This window comes from Kutzneria buriramensis (assembly GCF_003387475.1).
GTDB lineage: Bacteria > Actinomycetota > Actinomycetes > Mycobacteriales > Pseudonocardiaceae > Kutzneria > Kutzneria buriramensis.
Genome location: NZ_QUNO01000014.1, coordinates 238,356 through 257,847, shown reverse-complemented (window position 1 = coordinate 257,847; position 19,492 = coordinate 238,356). Strand labels below are relative to the sequence as shown.

Annotated in this window: 16 protein-coding genes; 6 read left to right on the top strand and 10 right to left on the bottom strand. The window is 70.6% G+C overall.

Annotated elements, in window-relative coordinates:
- The first annotated feature begins 5 nt into the window (after positions 1-5).
- Positions 6-1,940: an acetoacetate--CoA ligase gene (locus BCF44_RS36545; RefSeq protein ID WP_116179034.1), complete on the top strand. Its 1,935-nt coding sequence runs from the start codon at positions 6-8 to the stop codon at positions 1,938-1,940.
- Here BCF44_RS36545 and BCF44_RS36540 read toward each other — a convergent pair.
- Positions 1,909-3,090 carry an LCP family protein gene (locus BCF44_RS36540; RefSeq protein ID WP_246015991.1) on the bottom strand — a complete coding sequence of 394 codons (1,182 nt, stop codon included), beginning with the start codon at positions 3,088-3,090 and terminating at the stop codon, positions 1,909-1,911. The two genes, BCF44_RS36545 and BCF44_RS36540, sit on opposite strands and share 32 nt — an antisense overlap.
- 137 nt (positions 3,091-3,227) lie before the next feature.
- Here BCF44_RS36540 and BCF44_RS36535 point away from each other — a divergent pair, with 137 nt between their 5' ends.
- Complete coding sequence (locus tag BCF44_RS36535; protein WP_116179032.1) at positions 3,228-3,677, top strand: DUF6542 domain-containing protein; 450 nt, start codon at positions 3,228-3,230, stop codon at positions 3,675-3,677.
- Between the two features lie 53 nt (positions 3,678-3,730).
- Here BCF44_RS36535 and BCF44_RS36530 read toward each other — a convergent pair whose 3' ends face one another.
- From BCF44_RS36530 to BCF44_RS36520, 3 genes are all read right to left on the bottom strand, one after another.
- Positions 3,731-4,813: a glycoside hydrolase family 19 protein gene (locus BCF44_RS36530; RefSeq protein ID WP_116179155.1), complete on the bottom strand. Its 1,083-nt coding sequence runs from the start codon at positions 4,811-4,813 to the stop codon at positions 3,731-3,733.
- 198 nt (positions 4,814-5,011) lie between these two features.
- The gene (locus BCF44_RS36525; RefSeq protein ID WP_246015990.1) at positions 5,012-6,688 is read right to left on the bottom strand and encodes an MFS transporter; all 1,677 of its coding nucleotides are present in this window, start codon (positions 6,686-6,688) and stop codon (positions 5,012-5,014) included.
- The gene (locus BCF44_RS36520; RefSeq protein ID WP_211353374.1) at positions 6,685-7,134 is read right to left on the bottom strand and encodes a MarR family winged helix-turn-helix transcriptional regulator; all 450 of its coding nucleotides are present in this window, start codon (positions 7,132-7,134) and stop codon (positions 6,685-6,687) included. Before BCF44_RS36520 ends, BCF44_RS36525 begins: the two co-directional genes overlap by 4 nt.
- A 286-nt stretch (positions 7,135-7,420) precedes the next feature.
- Here BCF44_RS36520 and BCF44_RS36515 point away from each other — a divergent pair, with 286 nt between their 5' ends.
- The gene (locus tag BCF44_RS36515) at positions 7,421-8,392 is read left to right on the top strand and encodes a phosphotransferase family protein (protein ID WP_246015988.1); all 972 of its coding nucleotides are present in this window, start codon (positions 7,421-7,423) and stop codon (positions 8,390-8,392) included.
- A gap of 177 nt (positions 8,393-8,569) precedes the next feature.
- Here BCF44_RS36515 and BCF44_RS36510 read toward each other — a convergent pair whose 3' ends face one another.
- Positions 8,570-9,283, bottom strand: coding sequence for a GNAT family N-acetyltransferase (locus tag BCF44_RS36510; RefSeq protein WP_116179030.1), 714 nt, complete (start codon positions 9,281-9,283; stop codon positions 8,570-8,572).
- Between the two features lie 17 nt (positions 9,284-9,300).
- On the opposite strand from BCF44_RS36510, the gene BCF44_RS36505 reads away from it, so the two are divergent.
- Positions 9,301-9,756 carry a mycothiol transferase gene (locus BCF44_RS36505; RefSeq protein WP_116179029.1) on the top strand — a complete coding sequence of 152 codons (456 nt, stop codon included), beginning with the start codon at positions 9,301-9,303 and terminating at the stop codon, positions 9,754-9,756.
- Between the two features lie 188 nt (positions 9,757-9,944).
- Here BCF44_RS36505 and paaK read toward each other — a convergent pair whose 3' ends face one another.
- Entirely contained in the window at positions 9,945-11,264 is a 1,320-nt protein-coding gene (gene paaK / locus BCF44_RS36500; RefSeq protein WP_116179028.1) for a phenylacetate--CoA ligase PaaK, read from the bottom strand.
- A 138-nt stretch (positions 11,265-11,402) separates the two neighbouring features.
- On the opposite strand from paaK, the gene BCF44_RS36495 reads away from it, so the two are divergent.
- Positions 11,403-12,395 carry a LacI family DNA-binding transcriptional regulator gene (locus BCF44_RS36495; protein WP_170217940.1) on the top strand — a complete coding sequence of 331 codons (993 nt, stop codon included), beginning with the start codon at positions 11,403-11,405 and terminating at the stop codon, positions 12,393-12,395.
- 3 nt (positions 12,396-12,398) lie between these two features.
- Here BCF44_RS36495 and BCF44_RS36490 read toward each other — a convergent pair whose 3' ends face one another.
- The gene (locus BCF44_RS36490) at positions 12,399-13,022 is read right to left on the bottom strand and encodes a TMEM175 family protein (RefSeq protein WP_116179026.1); all 624 of its coding nucleotides are present in this window, start codon (positions 13,020-13,022) and stop codon (positions 12,399-12,401) included.
- A gap of 392 nt (positions 13,023-13,414) precedes the next feature.
- Positions 13,415-16,390: a helix-turn-helix transcriptional regulator gene (locus tag BCF44_RS36485; RefSeq protein ID WP_116179025.1), complete on the bottom strand. Its 2,976-nt coding sequence runs from the start codon at positions 16,388-16,390 to the stop codon at positions 13,415-13,417.
- A gap of 133 nt (positions 16,391-16,523) precedes the next feature.
- On the opposite strand from BCF44_RS36485, the gene BCF44_RS36480 reads away from it, so the two are divergent.
- Complete coding sequence (locus BCF44_RS36480) at positions 16,524-17,114, top strand: dihydrofolate reductase family protein (RefSeq protein ID WP_116179024.1); 591 nt, start codon at positions 16,524-16,526, stop codon at positions 17,112-17,114.
- A gap of 110 nt (positions 17,115-17,224) precedes the next feature.
- Here the strand turns inward: BCF44_RS36480 and BCF44_RS36475 are convergent, their stop codons facing one another.
- Both BCF44_RS36475 and BCF44_RS36470 read right to left on the bottom strand, forming a co-directional pair.
- Positions 17,225-18,031, bottom strand: a complete 807-nt coding sequence (locus BCF44_RS36475) for a transglutaminase-like domain-containing protein (RefSeq protein WP_170217939.1) — start codon at positions 18,029-18,031, stop codon at positions 17,225-17,227.
- 10 nt (positions 18,032-18,041) lie between these two features.
- Entirely contained in the window at positions 18,042-19,460 is a 1,419-nt protein-coding gene (locus BCF44_RS36470; RefSeq protein ID WP_246015986.1) for a methionine--tRNA ligase, read from the bottom strand.
- Between the last annotated feature and the right edge of the window lie 32 nt (positions 19,461-19,492).

Below are 19,492 nucleotides of genomic sequence, written 5' to 3'. Positions count from 1 at the left end.
CCACTATGACAGGGCCCGTCTGGATCCCGAGCCAGGCAGTCGCCGACGCCAGCAACGTCGAGCGCTACCGGCACTGGCTGAGCACGCATCGCGGCCTGGACCTGACCGACTACGCGGCGCTGCACGCGTGGTCGGTGGCGGAGCCGGCGCAGTTCTGGGGCTCCCTGTGGGAGTACTTCGACATCCTCGGCAGTCCGTACGAGCAGGTGCTCGCGTCGGCGGCGATGCCCGGAGCGCGGTGGTTCACCGGGGCGCGCCTGAACTACGTCGACCAGGTCTTCCGGCATGTCCGCGACGGCGTGGCGATCATCGACGAGCCGGAGCCGGGCCAGCCGGGGCGGCAGATCACCTGGGCGGAGCTGCGACGGCAGGTCGCGTCCGTCGCGAACACGCTGCGCGAGCTGGGAGTCGCCGAGGGCGACCGCGTGGTCGGCTACCTGCCGAACATCGCCGAGGCGGTGGTGGCGTTCCTGGCGACGGCGAGCCTCGGCGCGATCTGGTCGTCGTGCGGGCAGGACTACTCCGCGCCGGCCGCGGTGGCCCGGCTCGGGCAGCTGGCGCCGAAGGTGCTGTTCACGGCCGACGGGTACCGGTACAACGGTCGCGAGCAGGACCGCCGCGAGGCGATCTCCTTGCTGCGGCGGGAGATTCCGTCGCTGGAGGCGACGATCGCGGTGTCGCGCCTGGGGCTTGAGCTCGACGGCGTCACACCGTGGTCGGCCGACGGCGACTTCCCGCTGGAGCCGGCGGCCGTGCCGTTCGACCACCCGCTGTGGGTGCTGTTCTCCTCCGGCACCACCGGAAAGCCCAAGGGCATCGTGCACGGCCACGGCGGCGTGGTGATCGAACACGTGAAAGCCCTGTCGCTGCACCTGGATCTCGGCCCCTCGGACACCTTCTTCTGGTACACGTCGCCGAGCTGGATGATGTGGAACTACCAGGTGGCGGGCCTGCTCGTAGGGGCGACGATCGTCTGCCACGACGGCAATCCCGGGTATCCGACGCCCGGCGCGCTGTGGGAGTTGGCCGCCCGCCTGGACGTCACGGTCCTCGGCACCAGCCCGGCGTACCTCCAGGCGTCGGAGAAGGCCGGCGTCCATCCGTCGCTGCCGAAGCTGCGCACGTTGGGGGCCACCGGATCCGTCGTGCCGCCGGCCGCTTACCGGTGGGTGGCAACGGAACTGGGCTCGCACGTGGCGCTCGCGTCCACCAGCGGCGGCACCGATGTGGTGACGGCATTCGCCGGCGCGGTGCCGACGGTGCCGATCTGGACCGGCGAGATGTCCGCTCCCTGCCTCGGCGTCGCCCTGGCGGCGTGGGACGCCCACGGCCGCGCGCTCGTCGACGAGGTCGGCGAACTCGTTGTCACACAGCCGATGCCGTCCATGCCACTGTCCTTCTGGGACGATCCGGACGGCCACCGCTACCACGACGCCTACTTCGCGGTCTACCCCGGCGTGTGGCGTCACGGCGACTGGATCACCATGACGTCGCACGGCACCGTGGTCGTGCACGGCCGATCCGATTCCACGTTGAACCGCAACGGGGTCCGGATGGGCAGCGCCGACATCTACGCGGTGGTGGAGAAGCTGCCGGAGATCGTGGAGTCGCTGGTGATCGGCGCGGAGCAGGACGACGGCGGCTACTGGATGCCGCTGTTCGTGGTGCTGGCCGACGGCGTCGAGCTCACCGACGACCTGAAGACCCGGATCGCGGCGGCGATCCGGCAGGACGCCTCGCCGCGGCACGTGCCGGACGAGATCATCGCGGTGCCGGGCGTGCCGCACACCAGGACCGGCAAGAAGCTGGAGGTCCCGGTGAAGCGGCTGCTCCAGGGCGCGGCGACGGCCGACGTCGTGGACCCGCAGTCGGTCGACGACGCCGGCCTGCTCGACGTGTTCGCGGACCTCAGTTCACGCAGGTCACGCCGCCGGCCGTGATCGACGGCTCGGACGTGCTGCCGGTGGTGTCCGCGACGATCGGCGACTTCCGCGTGCCGGTGTCGGCCTGCTTGCCGGTCTGCGGGGTGGTCGCCGACGTCGTCGCGGACGTGCCGGGCGTAACCGCGTCGCCGAACTTCGCCGCGACGAACTCCTTGACCTGGCTGGGATCCACCTCGACGGCGTCGCCGTCGGCCGGCGTCCAGTAGGTGATGTTGACGATCGGGATGGTGTCGAAGGTGATGTCGCCGCCGGAGATGCCCTGCACCTGCTGGGCGAACTGGAGGAGGTCCCAGTCCTGGTCCAGCACCACGGAGTTCTGCACGGCGGTGATGATCCCGTTGAGCTTGCTGGGGCTGGTCAGCGTGCCGACCGATAGCAGCTGGTGCACGGCCGAGGCCAGGAAGGCCTGCTGCCGGCGCTCGCGGTCGATGTCGCCGTTCTCCAGTCCGTGCCGCTGGCGCACGAACTGCAACGCCTGCACGCCGGACAGCGTCTGCGGGCCGGCGGGGAACACCGCGCCGGAGTACTCGCTGTCGTCGACCGCGTGGTTGAGGCACACCGGCACGCCGCCGAGTGCCTGGCTGATCAGGTCGAAGCCGTACAGGTTGATCTCGGCATAGTGGTCGATGCTGACGCCGGTGAAGTTCTCCACGGTCTGGATCAGCGTCCTGCGGCCCTCGGTGCGCGAGCCGCCGTGGTTGTTCATGCCGATCTGGTAAGCGGAGTTGATTTTGTGCTTGCCGTATCCGCCGGCGATGTCCACATAGGAATCCCGTGGGATGGAGATGGCCGAGGCTTTACCCCCGTTGCCCGGCACGTGCACCACGATCAGCGTGTCGGTGTCCAGGTAGCCGTCGTCCGGGCCGGCGTGCAGCGAGGCCAGCACGTCCGGCGGCAGCGGGTTGCCGTGCACGTCGGTGCGGCTGTCGATGCCCACCAGCAGGAAGTTCATGTCCTGCCCGTCCTGGTGCTGCACGGTCGCCTCGGCCGCCGGCGGCGCGTGGTGCACGATGACGTTGTCGGTGGTCAGGTGCGACTGCGCCTGGTTGACCAGCCCCCAGGCGTAGCCGGACAGGCCGATCACCGCGATCGAGGCCAGCGCCACGATCGTTCTGCCGGTGACCACTGCGGATCTTCCCGTCCTCACCCTTTCCTCCCCGCGTCGTGATGCTCCCCCGTCGGGCAGACGCCGGACCGTCCGATGGGGTTGCATGTGTGCTTGGACGCAACCGGCGGCGCGCCCGGGGCGTCTCTACCCTGACGGGGACGATGTGAAGAGGGAGCATGGACGACGAGACGACCGCCGAAAGCCGGCCATGGGGTCTGCCCTGGTGGGCCGCCATCCTGCTGCCGCTGGCGACCACCGCGGGCGGGGCTTACGCGGACCTCACCTTCGACCACGGCCTCGGCGTGCCGTTCCAGGCCGCGTTCGCCGCCGGATGTGTGCTGTCCGTGCTGTTCGTCCGGCGGCGCAACCTGTTCGGCCCGATGGTGCAGCCGCCGTTGATCATGCTGTTCGCCGCCTCGCCGGTGGTGCTGCTGGTCGACGGCCACGGGCTGGGCGGCAGCCTGACGAGCCAGGCGCTGACCGTGGGCACGCCGCTGGTGGACAACTTCATGACGCAGGTCGGTGTGACGGTCGCCACCGTCGTGCTGGGCCTGATCCGGCTGATCCTCACCCGCCGGCGCACACCGGCCGCGCCGGAGCCCGAACCCGAGCCCGCCGCGGTCTGAACGCGAAACGGGGCTTTCCTCACCCGAGGAAAGCCCCGTTCCCTTTGTCCGTCTCAGCAGGTGAGGTTGCCACCCGGGGAGACGCCCAGCAGCGAGCTGTACTGCTGGTACAGGTTGACCCGGTCCTGCATCTCGGCGGTGTTGTTGCCGTTGCACTCCAGCCCGCCGTTGATGGCGCGGATGGTGGCGCCGAACCCGTTGCCGTTCACCATCGCGTTGTGCGAGGTGACGCTGCCGGCGCCGGTCCCGGTGAACCAGTACCAGAGGCCGGTCTGCCAGGCCACCGAGGCGTCCTGCTCGACCAGGTACGGGTTGCCCAGCAGGTTCAGGCCCAGGTAGTTGCCCGCGGCGTAGTAGTTGAAGTTCCAGCTCAGCTGGAGCGGGCCGCGGCCGTAGTACGCGTAGGTGCCGGCCGGGCAGCCGTAGGACTGCGAGGTGTCGCAGTAGTTGCCCGACTTGTCGATCTCCGTGATGTAGACCAGGCCGCCGGTCTCGTGCGAGACGTTGGCCAGGAAGGCCGCGGCCTCCTGCTTCTGCGTGGTGGCGCTGCCGGTGGTCGCGAAGCCCGGGAACTTGGCGATCGCGGCGGTCAGGCCGGCGTAGGTGTAGAACGAGTTCCGGTTGGGGAACATCTGGTTGAACTGGGCCTCGCTCACCACGAAGCCGGAGTTCCCGCCACCGCCACCGCCGCCACCCCCGCCGGTGCAGGAGAACGGCGACCAGTACCAGGTGCTGATGGTGGGGTCGTAGCCGGGATTGTCGTGCGTGGCCTGGTAGTACTGGCCGTTCGCCGGGTAGCGCACGATCGCGCCGGTGGCGTAGCTGGTGCCGGCGACCCAGTCGGGGTAGTTGCAGGTGGTTCCGCCGCCACCGCCTCCCCCGCCGGTGCCGCCGCTACAGGCGCCCTGGTCGGCCCAGACGCCGGAGCCGCCGGTGCTCGGCGCCTCCCCCTGGGTCCACCACTTGGCCTGCCAGTTGTCTCCGTTGTACGAGGCGGTCATGCCGCCGGTGTAGACCTGTGTTGCGCTGTAGGCGGCGGCGCAGGTCGCCGCGTTCGCGGTGGCAGGGGCCACGACCGCGACGGTCGCGGCCACGGCGAAGGTGGCCAGTCCCGCCAGGAATCGTCGTAACGACAAACCGATCACTCCTCGACGCGCAGGGGTGCGTTGACCCCCGGGGGAATTCCTGGGCGCGGCGGGAGTGGCGGCTGCACCGGCGCTCATCCTCCGTGGGCCGTCCCACTCAATCGGATTGGTCTATACCAGTCAAGAGTGTGAACGGTCGATTGCGCCGAACGGCGGGACGGGTTGCTCCGTCCCGCCGCAAGCCATGGTCTAGCGGGTCGTTCGGCCCCGCAGCGACGAGGCCAGCGCGGCGACGGCGGCCATGATCGCAGCCGCCGTGAAGACCGTGACCAGGCCCTGGTGGAACGGGCCGGACACCAGCTCCGGGAAGAACGTCGTGCCGGTCAGGGCGGCGGCGTGGTCGGGCGGCAGCGCCTTCAGCACGCCGCTGGGCCCGAGCAGGTGCTCGATCGGACTGTTGCCCAGGAATGCGGCGAAAAGCGTGCTCACCGGAGGCAGCGACGCGACCGACTGCGCGGTGGCCGCCGGCACGCCCTGGGCCTGGAGGCCGGCGTTGAGCGTGGTCGGCAGCGTGCCGGCCAGGCCGACGATCATCAGCGAGAAGAAGACGCCGATGGACAGCGAGGTGCCGGAGTTCTGGAACGTGGAGCGCATGCCGGAGGCGACGCCGCGGTCGGTCGCCGGCACCGAGCCCATGATCGCGGACGTGTTGGGCGCGGAGAACATGCCCTGCCCGGCGCCGCTGAGGAACAGCAGGAACGCGAACAGCGGATACGAGAAGTCGACCGGCAGCGCGAGCAGGCCGAGGAACGCGATCACCACGAGCACCAGGCCGCCGGTGGCGAACAGCCGGGCCCCGAAGCGGTCGGACAGGAAGCCGGAAACCGGGCCCGCCACCAGGAATCCACACGTGAGCGGCAGCATGTAGATGCCGGCCCACAGCGGCGTGGACTCGAAGTCGTAGCCGTGCAGGGGAAGCCAGATGCCCTGCAACCAGATGATCAGCATGAACTGCATGCCACCACGGGCGATCGCGGTGAGCAGCGCGGCGATGTTGCCGGCGGCGAAGGCGCGGACCTTGAACAGGCCGAGCCGGAACATCGGCTGCGCGATGCGCGTCTCCGCGAGGCAGAACACCACCAGCAGCGCAATACCGACCGCCGGTCCACCTAGGACGATCGGGCTCGTCCACCCGGTCGGATGTCCGCCGTAGGGCTGGATTCCGTACGTGATTGCGGCGAGGATCGCGCCCGTGCCGGCGGTGAACGTGACGGTGCCGATCCAGTCCACCCGGGCCGGTCGCGGCGTGCCGATCTCCCGGAGGCTGCGGTAGGACCAGATCGTGCCGACAATGCCGATCGGGACACTCACCCAGAACACGGCGTGCCAGTCGATCACGGCCAGCAGGCCACCGGCCAGCAGCCCGATGAACTGACCGGCCAACGCGGTGATCTGGTTGATGCCCAAGGCGGTTCCGCGCTGGTTGGCCGGGAACGCGTCGGTGATGATCGCCGCCGAGTTGCCGGTCAGCATCGCGCCGCCGAACGCCTGCACGACGCGCCAGCCGATCAGCCACAGCGCGCCGGGGCCGCCCGTGAACGGATCGAGCGACAGTGCGATGGAGGCGGCGGCGAAGACGGCGAAGCCGGCGTTGTACATGCGGACGCGGCCGAACATGTCGCCGAGCCGGCCCAGCGCCACCACCAGCACCGCGGACACCAGCAGGTAGCCCAGGATCATCCACAGCAGATAGCTGATGTTGCCCGGCGCCAACGGATCCAGGCCGATGCCACGGAAGATCGCCGGCAGTGAGATGATCACGATCGAGCCGTCGACGGTGGCGATGAACACGCCGAGGGTGGTGTTGGACAGGGCGACCCACTTGTAGCGGCCGCCCACTGCGGGCGCTTCCCTGGTGGCGGTCACAGCCGCTCCGCCAGCCGGTCCAGTAACGGCAGCACGGCCAGCAGCTTGCGCCGCTCCGCCGCGGTGAACTCCTCGGCCAGCGCGCGGGTGAGCCGCTGCACGCTCGCGGATCGCCGCTCCGACAACATGGTCCGGCCCGCGTCGGTGATCGACGTCAGCAGCTTGCGGCCGTCCTTGCCGTCGGCCTGACGGGTCACCAGGCCGCGACCCTCCAGAGCGGACAGTGTGACACCCATTGCCTGCGGCCGGATCCGCTCCAGCTCGGCCAGCGCGCTGGGGGTGTTGGGGCCGTCCCGGTCCAGCCGGGCCAGCACGGACACGTCGGACAGGGTCACGTCGCCCACCTCGTGGGCCTGCCGCAGCCGGCGAGCGATCCGTCCGACGACGACCCGCAGGTCGGCGCCGGCCCGGACCACTTCCGGCGACAGCTCCTTGAGCTCAGCCACGACTAGTAACAGTAGGTTTATCAACCTACCCTGGCAAGCTCTGCTATAAGTGACAGTTTGACTACTTAAAGTAGTAAGCCCGGATCTCCCACCCCGCCGGCAACGCGCTGCCGCCGTCCAGCGCTCGGACGGCACGAAAACCGTCGAGGCGTTCCCGCCCGTTCGCCATTACGACCTTCAGCCGGCACGAGAGCGTGCAATCGTGTCCGGTGGCGGGGTCGAACTTTCCTCCGCCACGGACCGCAGCGCTGATGGCCGCCATCCATCGGCAGGCCAGGGAGGCATCGTGACCAGCATCAACAGCTACCAGCGGCACGTGGACGACGAGCAGCTGGCGGGCGTGCTCGCGGCGTCCGGGATCGAGCCGAACCGGCTGGCGAGCTGGTCGCAGCTGAGCGAGGCCAGCTACAACACGGCGTACCGCGTCCGGCTCACCGACGGCGAGGGCCTGGTGCTGAAGGTCGCGCCGGATCCGTCGATGCCGGGCCTGTCCTACGAACGCGACCTGATGCGCACCGAGACCCTGTTCTACCGCACCGCTTCCGGCGTGCTGCCGGTGCCGGCCGTGGTCAACGCCGACTTCTCCCGGTCGGTGATCGACAGCGATTTCCTGCTGATGACCGAGTTACCCGGTGCGAACTGGTACGGGCTACGGGAGTCGCTCGGCCACGACCACGACCGGCTGCGCCGCGATCTGGGCTTCCTCGTCGCCGCGCTGCACCGGGTCACCGGCACGGAATTCGGCTACCCGCAAGGGAAGATGCACGCGAGCTGGCGGCCGGCGTTCCTCGCCATGCTGGACGCGGTGCTGGACGACGCGATCCACTGGGACACGCCGCTTCCCCGCTCGGTCACGCAGATCCGGCAGCTGATCGGGGCGAACGCGTATGCGCTGGACGACGTGGCGACGCCGGCGCTGGTGCACTTCGATCTGTGGCCGGGCAACATCCTGCTGCACGAAGGGCGGATCACCGGCATCGTCGACGGCGAGCGTGCGTTCTGGGGCGATCCGCTGGCGGAGATGGTGTCGCTGGCGCTGTTCGCCAGCATCGAGGACGACCCCGCGTTCCTCGACGGATACGGCGGCATCGTGTTCGACGACAGCGCGCGGCGGCGGCTCGCGCTCTACCGCACGTATCTGTATCTGATCATGCTGGTCGAGGGTGACCCGCGCGGCTACTCGGGGCCGGACCGGGAGGCGCTGGTGAAGATCACCTCGCTGCACCTGCGCAAGGCGCTGACGGAGCTGCAGTCGTGATCGAGGGCACGCCGCTGGACTCCCTGTGATCGGCGACGCCAGCCGTGTTCCTGGAACCCTTTGACGCGCATGAACAGTGCAACGCCGACCTGTGGTGCGACCTCGGCTACGGCATCCCGTTCGATGCGTGGCGTGAGGCCACGGTTCGGCAGCTGTGGCGGGATGTCGCCGCTGAGATCACGGGTGGACGAACGGCGTCGTCGTGGCGAGCTGGGCGAAGCCCAGGCGCTGCAGGATCGGGCTGCTGTCGTCGGACGCATCGACCTGGAGGTAGCGGAATCCCTTGGCCTTGGCCAGCTTCGCGCGATGGGCCACCAGCGCCTTGAACAGCCCGCGGCCTCGCCAGCTCGCCAGCGTTCCACCGCCCCACAGGCCGGCGAACTCGGTGCCGTGGTTGAACTCGATCCGTGCCGCCGAGACCGGTCCGCCGTCCGCCACGACGACAAAGCCCAGCTGGTTCTCGGTGTCCGCCAACAGCTTCCGACCGACCGCCGCGTAGTCGCCGCCGAACACCTCATCGTGGACCCGCACGAACATCTCGGCGGTGGCGCTGTCGGTCACCGGGACGATTTCGGCACCCGGCGGCAGCACCACCTCCGTCGGCAGCTCGTCGATCACCGCCACCAGCAGCGTTTCCGTCGGCTCCGCCGTGAACCCGGCCCTGCGCAACCGGTCCGGGAGGTCCGCCGGCCTGTCGTACGAGTAGTGCTTCCACTCCCACGGCCGGCCCAGCCCCGCGAACCTCGCCACGTGCTCCGCGATAGCCGCATCCGCCGTGTGCTCGTCGAGGTCGGTCGCGACCACGCCCACCCAGTCGTCCTCGATCAGCACCTCGCCGCCGGCGCGGCGGATCTGGCGGTCGAACTCGGTCAGCACGAAGTCGCGATCCACGGCCGTAGTATTCCGACATGGCCGACCTCAAGCCACCGCGTTTCGCCCTCGGCGAGCGGGAGACGCTGCTCGCGCTGTTGCAGTATCAGCGGGACAGCCTCGTGCGGAAGGTCACCGACCTGTCCGCCGGCGACGAACAGCGGCGGCTCGTGCCGTCCGAGACCACCTTGCTCTGGCTCGTCGAGCACCTCGCGTGGGCCGAGCTGCTGTGGGTTTCCCACCGCTTCGCCGGCCGGCCTCTCCCCGTGAGCGCCGCCTACGCCGACCTCGCCGAGGCCGTCGCCGCGTACCGGCAGTCCTGGACCACTGTCGACGAGATCGTCATCGCCGCGGACCTCGACGACCTGTGCCTGCTCACCGACGAGGCCGTCAACCTGCGGTGGGTGCTCGCCCACCTGCTCCAGGAGACCGCCCGGCACGCCGGCCACGCCGACATCCTGCGCGAGCTCATCGACGGCCGGACCGGCCGCTGACCGATGCGGCGTAGGCCGAAATGAGCAGCCCCCGAATCAATCCTAGCGACTTGGGGTGACAAGTCCGGTCGACGCAGGCGCGCCGACACCTCGCCCACCGGATCTTGTCGGCCACCTCTGGTTGGATTGATTCGGGGGCTGCTCAGCGCAGGACGATCTTCACGCCGCCGGCGGCTTCCCGTCGGCGCTCAGTCCTTCGGGCGTTCGTCGATCACTCGCTTGAGCTTGCCGACCGACCGCTCCAGCGTCTCGGGATCCACCACCTCGACGGCCACCGTCACACCGACACCGTCCTTGACCCGGCCGACGATCTCCGCCACGGCGGCCGCGCGTTGGTCGGCGGCCGCGTCGCGGCGGGCCTCGACGACAACCGTCAGGTGATCCATCCGCTCCCGACGGCTCAGCCGCAGCTGGAAGTGCGGGGACAGACCGGCGGTGCCGAGGACGATCTCCTCGATCTGGGTGGGAAACACGTTCACGCCGCGCAGGATGATCATGTCATCGCTGCGGCCGGTGACCTTGTCCATCCGCCGGAACGCGGGCCGCGCGGTGCCGGGCCGCAGGGCGGTGAGGTCCCGGGTGCGGTACCGGATGATCGGCAGCGCCTGCTTGGTGAGCGAGGTGAACAACACCTCGCCGGTCTCGCCGTCGGGCAGCACGTTGCCGAACACGGGATCGATCACCTCGGGCAGGAAGTGGTCCTCCCAGACGTGCAGCCCGTCCTTGGTCTCCACGCATTCCTGCGCCACGCCGGGCCCCATCACCTCGGACAGCCCGTAGATGTCGACGGCGTGCAGGCCGGCGCGCTGCTCGATCTCGGCGCGCATCTTCTCGGTCCACGGCTCGGCGCCGAAGATGCCGACCCGCAGCGAGCTGGTCGCCGGGTCGATGCCCTGCCGCTCGAACTCGTCGAGCAGCGTGAGCATGTACGTCGGGGTGACCATGATGATCTCGGGCCGGAAGTCGGTGATGATCTGCACCTGGCGCGCGGTCAATCCGCCGGAGGCGGGAATGGCCGTGCAGCCCAGCTTTTCCACGCCGTAGTGCGCGCCCAACCCGCCGGTGAACAGTCCGTAGCCGTACGCCACGTGCACCTTGTGCCCGGGGCGGCCGCCGGCGGCGAAGATGGACCGCGCCATCACCGTCGCCCAGGTGTCGATGTCCTCGGCGGTGTAGCCGACGACGGTCGGCTTGCCGGTGGTGCCGCTGGACGCGTGGATGCGCCGGACCTGCTCCTGCGGCACGGCGAACATGCCGAACGGGTAGTTGTCGCGCAGATCGTGCTTGGTGGTGACCGGAAAGCCGGCGAGGTCGGACAGCTCGCGGCAGTCCTCCGGCCGGACGCCGGCCTCGTCGAACTTCTTGCGGTAGAACGGCACGTTCTGGTACGCGTGCCGCAGTGTCCACTGTAGACGGCTCAGCTGGAGCGCGCGCAGCTCGTCGAGGCTGAGCCGCTCGGCCGCCGTCAGCTCCTCCGCGGCCGGCGCCGCGCCCCATCCTGCCGCCATCGTCGACTCCACTGTTAACCGACCGAACGGACGGTTCAGAATGTGCCGGGGTCGCGGCCTTGTCAAGGATCCGGGCACGGCGTCGCCCGCTGTCCTAGACTGGATCTGAGGGGGTGGCCACAGGGCGAGAGGAACACATTGCCGCGAGCAACGATTCGCGATGTCGCGCGGGCGGCGGGCGTCTCGGTCTCCACGGTGTCCCGGGTCTTCACCCGGCCGGAGCTGTTCCGCGACGAGACGCGGCGCAAGGTGCACGTCGCGGCCGAGCGGCTGAACTACTCCCCCAACCGCAACGCGGCCTCGCTGACCACCGGCCGCACCGCCAACATCGGGCTGGTGGTGCCCAACCTGGCCAACCCGCTGTTCCCGGAGATGATCAAGGCCGCCCAGCACGGGGCCCGCGAGCACGGCCTGGCCGCGCTGCTGGCCGACAGCGACGACAGCGCAGCCGACGAGGAGAAGCTGCTGCACGCCCTGGCCAAGGACGTGGACGGGCTGATCGTGTTCTCCTCGCTGCTGTCCGACGAGCAGATCGCGTCGGTCAGCGAACTGAAGCCGATCGTGTTCGTCAACCGGCAGGTGCCGGGGCACCGCAGCGTGCTCGTGGACGCGCCGCACGCGATGGGGCTGCTCACCCAGTACCTGGCCAACCTCGGGCACACCGCGGCGACCTACTACCCGGGCCCGGAGAACTCGTGGGTGGCGCACGACCGGCTGGCCGCGCTGCGCGACGCGGCCTCGGCCGCCGGCATCGACCTGACGGTCGAGCCGATGGGACCGGCGTCGTACGAGAGCGGCAGCGCCGTCGCGGACGACCTCGTCCGCAAACCCTTACCCACCGCCGTGTTGTGCTTCAACGACCAGATGGCGATGGGGGTGGTGGCGCGCCTGCTGCAACTGGGCGTGCGCATTCCCGAGCAGACCAGCGTGACCGGCTGGGGCGGCACCAAGGTTGGCGGCTTTTCCACTCCCGCGCTGACCACGATGGCCGCGCCGCTGGCCGATCTCGGCTCGGCGGCCGTCGCGGAACTCCTGTCGGCGCAACACGACGAGCCCGGCGCGGACCCGGACCCGGTCACCATGGAGGCGACGCTGCTGGCGCGGGCCACCACCGGACGGGCCCGCGATTGAGTCCTATTCGGACAGTTGGGTGGGCTTCGGCGCGTCCGGGTGCACCAGGCGGGCCACCACCGGCGGCACCATCAGGAGCAGCAGTGAGTAGTAATTGACGCTGGGCACGATGAGCACCAGGACAGCGGCGCCGGCCACTGCGACGGTGGTGCCGATCGTGTTGAACAGCCAGCGGTCCGTGAAGTTCGCGCCCTCCCTGAGCAACGCCGGGTCGGACCGCACCAGCAGCGTCATCACGGACAGGCAGCCGCTGTTCACCAGGATCGTGCCGATGTAAAACAGCGAGGTGAACTCGTTGGTGGCGAAGCCGCCGACCATCTGCGTGGCGAACGGCATCACGACGACCGAGAGCAGCCACACCATGTTCGTCAGGAACAGCGCGGTGTTGTAGCCGCTGACCAGCTCGAACAGCCGGTGGTGAGCGATCCACTGCCGGCCGATCACCACGAAGCTGAGCAGGAAGCTGCCGATCTGGGACAGGTGGCCGGTGATCACCTCGATCGGGTCGCCGTGCGCCGCGACGACCTCCGGCACCACCTCGGTCAGCGGCAGCACCAGCAGGGTCAGCGCGATCGCGACCACGGCGTCGGTGAAGAACACCAGGCGTTCGGGCGACTTCTCGGTCATCGGTCCCCTCAGTGGCAACACTCGGAACGGGTGTTCCGCGCCGACGCGGTGTCGGGCCGGTCGGGAAGCCTAGTCCGGTGACGGAGGGTGATACTCGATCGCCGGGAGGCGACGCACGGTCCACACGGGACCGCGTGGTGTCGGCGGCCGGGCGGTGGCTGCCGCTCAGGCTCCGTCCTCGCCGCCGGCCCCGTCCTCACCGACGACCCTGTCCTCGCCGACAGCCCGCCCTCGCAGCCGGCCCCGTCCTCGCCGACAGCCCGCCCTCGCAGCCGGCCCCGTCCTCGCCGACAGCCCGCCCTCGCAGCCGGCCCCGTCCTCGCCGCCGGCACTGTCCTCGCCGACGTCGCCAAGGGCGGGCTCCGTCGCGGGTGCTCGGCTCGGCCGGCCGCTCAAGCGCCCTCGTCGCCCAGCCTGCCCGCGACGATCGTGGCCAGTTCGGTCCGGTTTCCTATGCCCAGCTTGGTGAAGACGTGCGACAGGTGCGTCTTGACCGTGCCGCGGCTCATGAACAGCTTCGCCCCGATCTCGGGGTTGTTGAGGCCGGCGACGACGAGTTTGGCGACGCTGAGCTCGGTCGGGGTGAGGCTGTGCCAGCCGGAGGACGGGCGCTGGCGGGCCCCGCGGGTGCGGCGGACGTACTCGACGGCCTCGTCGAGTGACATCAGGGCGTCATTCGTGGCGTGTGGCGGCACGGGATCCCGCCTTGGGTACCCCATCCGCTCCCGCGCGGCGGTGGCGGCGGCGAGGACGTGCTCGGCGCCGGTGAGTGCGCCGATGGCGTCGAGACTGTCGACGCAGCCGGTGCGCAGGCCGTGCTCGACGCGCAGGGAGAGGGCCTGGTGGTGCAGGTCGAGGTCGTCGCGCAGGCGGCCTTGCTGCTCGTACGCGTCGGCGAGGACGCGAGGCATACGCAGCTCGGTGGCCATGGCGACGGCACGGTCGAGCAGCGCGGCGGCTTCGGCACGACGGTCGAGTCCGCTGAGCGCGGCGGCCAGCTGCGGCAGCGACTGGACGGCGATGCAGGCGAGATGCTCGGTCGGCAGCACGGCCTCGCGCAGCCAGCGCTCGGCCTCGTCATACTCGCGGCGAGCCAGGTAGAGGCTGCCCAGCGCGGTGGTCAGGCCCGGCACGACCACCGGAACCTCGGCACTGCGCACCAGGTCGAGCATGGGCTCCATCAGCTCCAGGCCGGCGTCGGTGTCGCCGGTGAAGCCGTGCACGATCGCCAGCACGCTGCGGGTGGTGCCGACCCGGTTGTAGTCGCCGAGCGGCTCGGCGACCTTGACGGCCTCCTCGGCGACCTCACGGGCCAGATCGAGCTCGCCGGTCACCAAGGCGCTGACCGCGCGGAAGCCGAGCGCGGTCGCCGCCACGCCCCGGTCGCCGCGCCGCAGCAACTCGGCGGCGGAGCTCGCGAGCAGCGGCACCGCCCGCTCGTGGTCGTCCCGCAGGTGCAACAGCATCCCTTGCAGGGCAAGGGATGCGTCGCGGACGAACTCGTCGCCGGAGGCCTCCGCCGAGCGCAGGGCCGCCTCGCTCTGCCGGTGCGCGCCGTCCAGGTCGGCGAACATCCGGCGGACCGCCTGCAACACGAGGGGCAGGCCGCGGTCGCGCTCGTCGGCGGCGAACTTCAGGGCCCGTTCCACGGCGTCGAAACCGAGGTCGGCGGGGCCGGCGACGTCCTCGACCAGGGCGATGCCGGTGAGTAGCCGGGATTGCAGCGGCGACGTGTCGTCGGGGGCACGGTCCACGGCCCGACGCAGGAACTCGATGCCTTCGTGGCCGGGGCCGTGCAGGTGCCACAGCCACGGCAGGCCGGCCGCGAGCCGCCGGCCCTTGGTCGGGTCGTCGGCGGCGAGGCCCCGATCGAGCGCGGCGCGCAGGTTGCCGTGCTCGGCCTGCATCCGGATCCGCCAGGAATCCTTTTCCGGCGAGGAATCCGCCTCGACGTAGGCGAGGAAGTGGTCGAGGTGGCGATCCCGCGTCGCCTCGTCCTCGCCGGCCTCGCGCAGGCGCGCGGCAGCGTACTCGCGGATCGTCTCCAGCAGGCGGTAGCGACCGTCCTCGGCGACGACGAGCGATTTGTCGACCAGTCCGGCCAGCGTCGCCAGCACGTCGCAATCGCAGACGGCGCGAGCAGCGTCGAGGGTGAAGCCGCCGTGGAACACGGCGAGGCGGCGGAACACCGTTCGCTCGGTGTCGTCGAGCAGGTCGTGGCTCCACTCGACCGAGGCCGCAAGCGTTTGCTGCCGGCCGGCGACGCCGCGCGGACCCCTCGTGAGCAGCGCAAACCGGTCATCGAGGCCAGCCTCGATCTGCTGCGGGGTGAGCGTGCGCAGCCAGGCCGCGGCCAGCTCCAGGGCCAGCGGCATGCCGTCGAGGCGCTCGCACATCGAGGCCACGGCCTTCCGGCCCGCGTCGTCCGGCTCGAAACCCGGCACGACCAGGCGCGCCCGCTCCACGAACAGCGCCAGCGCCTCGTCGGCAGCGATCGGCGGAACCCGCCAGACGACCTCGCCCGGGATGCCCAGAAGCTCGCGGCTGGTCGCCAGCACCGTCACCTCGGGGCAGCCGCGCAGCAGCTCCGCCGCCAGGTCGGCGACGCCGTCCAGCACCTGCTCGCAGTTGTCCAGGCACAGCAGCAGCCGGCTGGACCGCAGCTGCGGCGCGAGCCGCCCGGAGCCGACCAGCGCGCCGACGGCGTCCGCCACCGCGTCGGCGACCAGCGCCGGCTCGGTGATCTCGGCCAGGTCCACCCACCAGGCGCCCTGCGGCCAGTACTCGGAGTGGTTGGCCGCCAGCTGCGCGGCCAACCGGGTCTTGCCGCTGCCGCCCGGGCCGGCCAGCGTGATCAGCCGTTCGCCGAGCAGCAGGGTGCGCAGCGCGGACAGCTCCGCGTGGCGCCCGACGAAGGTCGTGAACTGCACCGGCAGGTTGTTCGGCACCTGGTCCAGCGAGCGCGGCGGCCGGTCGTCGCCGAGCGCGTACAGGCGGATCGGTGACATCAGGTCCCGCAGTCGGTGCACGCCCAGGTCGACAAGGCCCATTGGCAGCTCGGCGGCGGTGGCCGCGGAGAGCAGGGTCTGGCCGCCGTTGGCGATCTCGCACAGGTGCCGCGCGCGGCGGGCCGCCGGGTCGCCGTCCTCGCCGGTGTGCAGGGCGATGCGCAGGCGCCCGGCCTGTGGGTCGTCCGCGAACTCCCGCCGCAGCTCTTCCGCCCGGTCGACGGCGTCCTCGGGCGCGGCGAAGGCGGCCTTCGTGGCGTCCAGCAGGAGCTCCAGCCGTCTTCGCGACGCCTGTGCCGGATCGTTCGGCCCGGCCGCGCCCAGTGGATCGAGGTCGGCGGTCAGGTAGGTCACGGACATGCCTGGTCATCCTGCCAGGCACGGCGGCATCGGCCACCCCGATCGGCCATCTCGGCCACCTGGCAGATCTATCGGCCACCCCCAGAGGCGAGGCTTTGACCAGCAACAACGACCACGAACCAGGGAGCACGAGATGTCCGAGGTCATCGCCAACATGTCCATGTCGCTCGACGGCTTCATCGCCGACGCCAACGACGGCATCGAGCACGTCTTCGGCTGGTACGGCAGCGGCGACGTGACCGTGCCGACCGCCGTCGAGTGGGCCACCTTCCGCGTCTCCGAGGCCAGCGCCGGGGTGATCCGGCACGGCCAGGCCACCATCGGCGCGCTGATCGGCGGCCGGCGGCTGTTCGACCTGACCGGCGGCTGGGGCGGCACGCACCCGATGGGGGTGCCGGTGTTCATCGTGACTCACACCGAGCCCACCGACTGGCCGCACCCCGACGCGCCGTTCACCTTCGTCACCGACGGCATCGAGAGCGCCGTCGCGCAGGCCAAGGCCGCCGCCGGCGACCGGAACGTCGCCGTGGCCAGCCCCACCATCGTGCGGCAGTGCCTGGACGCCGGGCTGCTCGACGCCGTCCAGGTCGACCTCGTGCCGGTCGTGCTCGGCAAGGGCATCCCGTTCTTCGGCGAGCTGGCCAAGAGCCCCGTGCGGCTGTCCGACCCGACGATCGTGCAGGGCGAGGGCGTCACCCACCTGACCTACCGGGTGCAGCGTTGATGCAGGGAAGGACGCCTTACCTGCGGTGAATGCAGGCAAGGCGTCCTTCCCTGCATCGGGGTGTGCCCCAGGGCGTGATTCGGTGTGACGGAGAGCGGGACTCGCGGGGGTTAGCGCATCACCTCCTCGGGGACGGCGAGGTCTTCGGTGCGGTAGACGGCGGCGGGGTCGTCGGCGGCGCAGGCGTCGGCGACCCGGTCCATGAGCCGGTCGAAGTCCTCGCCGGTGCGGCCCTTGTAGGAGTCGTCCATCCGTCCCCACTCGTCCCAGGGCAGGGTCTCGACCTTGCACAACGAGGCCAGGTCCCGGATCAGGTTGCCCCGGATTTCCCCTACGCCCCAGGCGTGTTCGACGCCGTGGACGCCGAACAGGTCGCCGTCCACCTCGCCCGTCCGGTACCACTGCCAGGCCTCGCCGCCGGTCAGGAAGGCGCCGGGCCGCAGGTCACGCGACGACGGCACGTACGGACGGTCGAGGTGCTCGACCTCGACCCGCACCCATCGGTCGCCGTCGCGGTACTCGATCACCCAGTGGTCGACGTTCTTGCCTGCCACGAAGTACGTGCCGAAGCCGCACCTGGCCCGCGCCGGGATGCCACGCTGCCGGAGCAGCGCGGTGGCGAGCGTGGCCCAGTGCCTGCAGGTGCCGACCACGCGCCTGTCCGGCGGCCTCGGCACGTGCAGCGGGGCCGGATCAACGGCGGTCAGGCCGTCGATCAAGCCGCTGGCGGCCCGGATGTCGCGCTCCACCAGCCTTTCCTCCGGCACGCCGGCGGCCGGGGCGTCGGCGGGCTGGATGAACAGCGGCTGGACCGCCGCGCAGATGCCCACCGGGTCGTCGGGCAGGTCCAGGGTCAGCGGGACCTGCTCCGGCGACACGGTGGTGAACACTCCGGGCGAGGCGTAGTCGATGTCCATGCCCGCGATGCTAGGGCGAGGGTCCGACAATTCGCGGAAACACCGGACTGGGCCGGGAAACCACTCCATGGCACTGGTCGGCGATGCGCCGGGCCGCCACCGGCAGGAACGGCGCGAGGTGCGCGGCGATGTCACGGCAGGTCGCCACCAACTCGGCCAGCACCGAGTCCCGCTCGGCCGGGTCCAGCTGCCAGGGCTTTGTCGCCTGCACGTAACGGTTTCCCGCGTCGCCGATGTGCAGCACGGCCCCAACCGCGGGCCGGAAGTCGAACGCCGCCAACGCCTCGTCGATGGTCTCCGCGGCCGCCGCCCGCGCGGCGCGCAGCTCCGCCGCAACCGGATTGTCCTTGTCAGCAAAGGGAATTGCGCCGTTGTTGTACTTCGCCACCATGGACACCGTGCGGTTGACCAGGTTGCCGATGTTGTTGGCGAGGTCCTCGTTGAGCCGGGCCACCAGCCGCGCGTCCGAGTAGTCGGTGTCGCCGGTGCGGGCCACGTCCGACAACAGCCACCAGCGCAGCGCGTCGGTGCCGTAGCGGCCGGCGATGTCCACCGGATCCGCCGCGTTGCCCAGCGACTTTCCGATCTTGCGGCCGCCGGCCGTGAGGTAGGAGTGCACCAGGATCCTGGTCGGCAGCGGCAGGCCCGCGGACAGCAGCATCGCCGGCCAGTAGACCGCGTGGAACCGGATGATTCCCTTGCCGATCACGTGGATCCGCTCGGCGGCCGCCGGCCAGCGATCGCCCGCGCCGGTGAGGTAGTTGACGAGCGCGTCGAACCAGACGTAGATCACCTGATCCGGGTCCCCCGGCACCGGGATCCCCCAGCCGCGGGCCCGGGCGACGCTTCTGCTGACGCTGAAATCCGCCAGCCCGCCGGCGATGAACGCGAGCACCTCCCGCTTCCGCGTCGCCGGCTCGATGCGGATCACGTCGCCGGCGATCAACTCGGCCAGCCGGTCCCCGTAGCGGCTGAGCCGGAAGAACCAGTTGTCCTCCTCGACCAGCTCCGGCTTCTCGTCGTGCTCGGCGCAGTCGCCGTCGACGAACGCCTCGCAGCCCACGCAGTACAGGCCCGTGTAGGACTTCCGGTAGAAGTCGCCGCTGGCCGCGCACGCCGCCCAGACCCGCTCCACCGTCGGCCGGTGGCGCGGATCCACGCTCGTCCGCACGAAGTCGTCGAACGACAGGTCCAGCACCGAGTTCAGTGCCACGAAGCGGTCCGCCATCCGCGCCACGTAGTCCGCGACCGGGATCCCTTCCGCCTCCGCGCTGCGCACGTTCTTCAGCGCGTTGTCGTCCGTCCCCGTCTGCGACCACACACCGTCGCCGCGCTGCCTCCGGTGCCGGGCCAACACGTCCGCCTGCACCAGTTCCAGCGCGTGCCCGATGTGCGGCGACCCGTTCACGTACGGGATCGACGTCGTCACACAGCACCGCTCCATGCTTCGAGGCTAGGCAC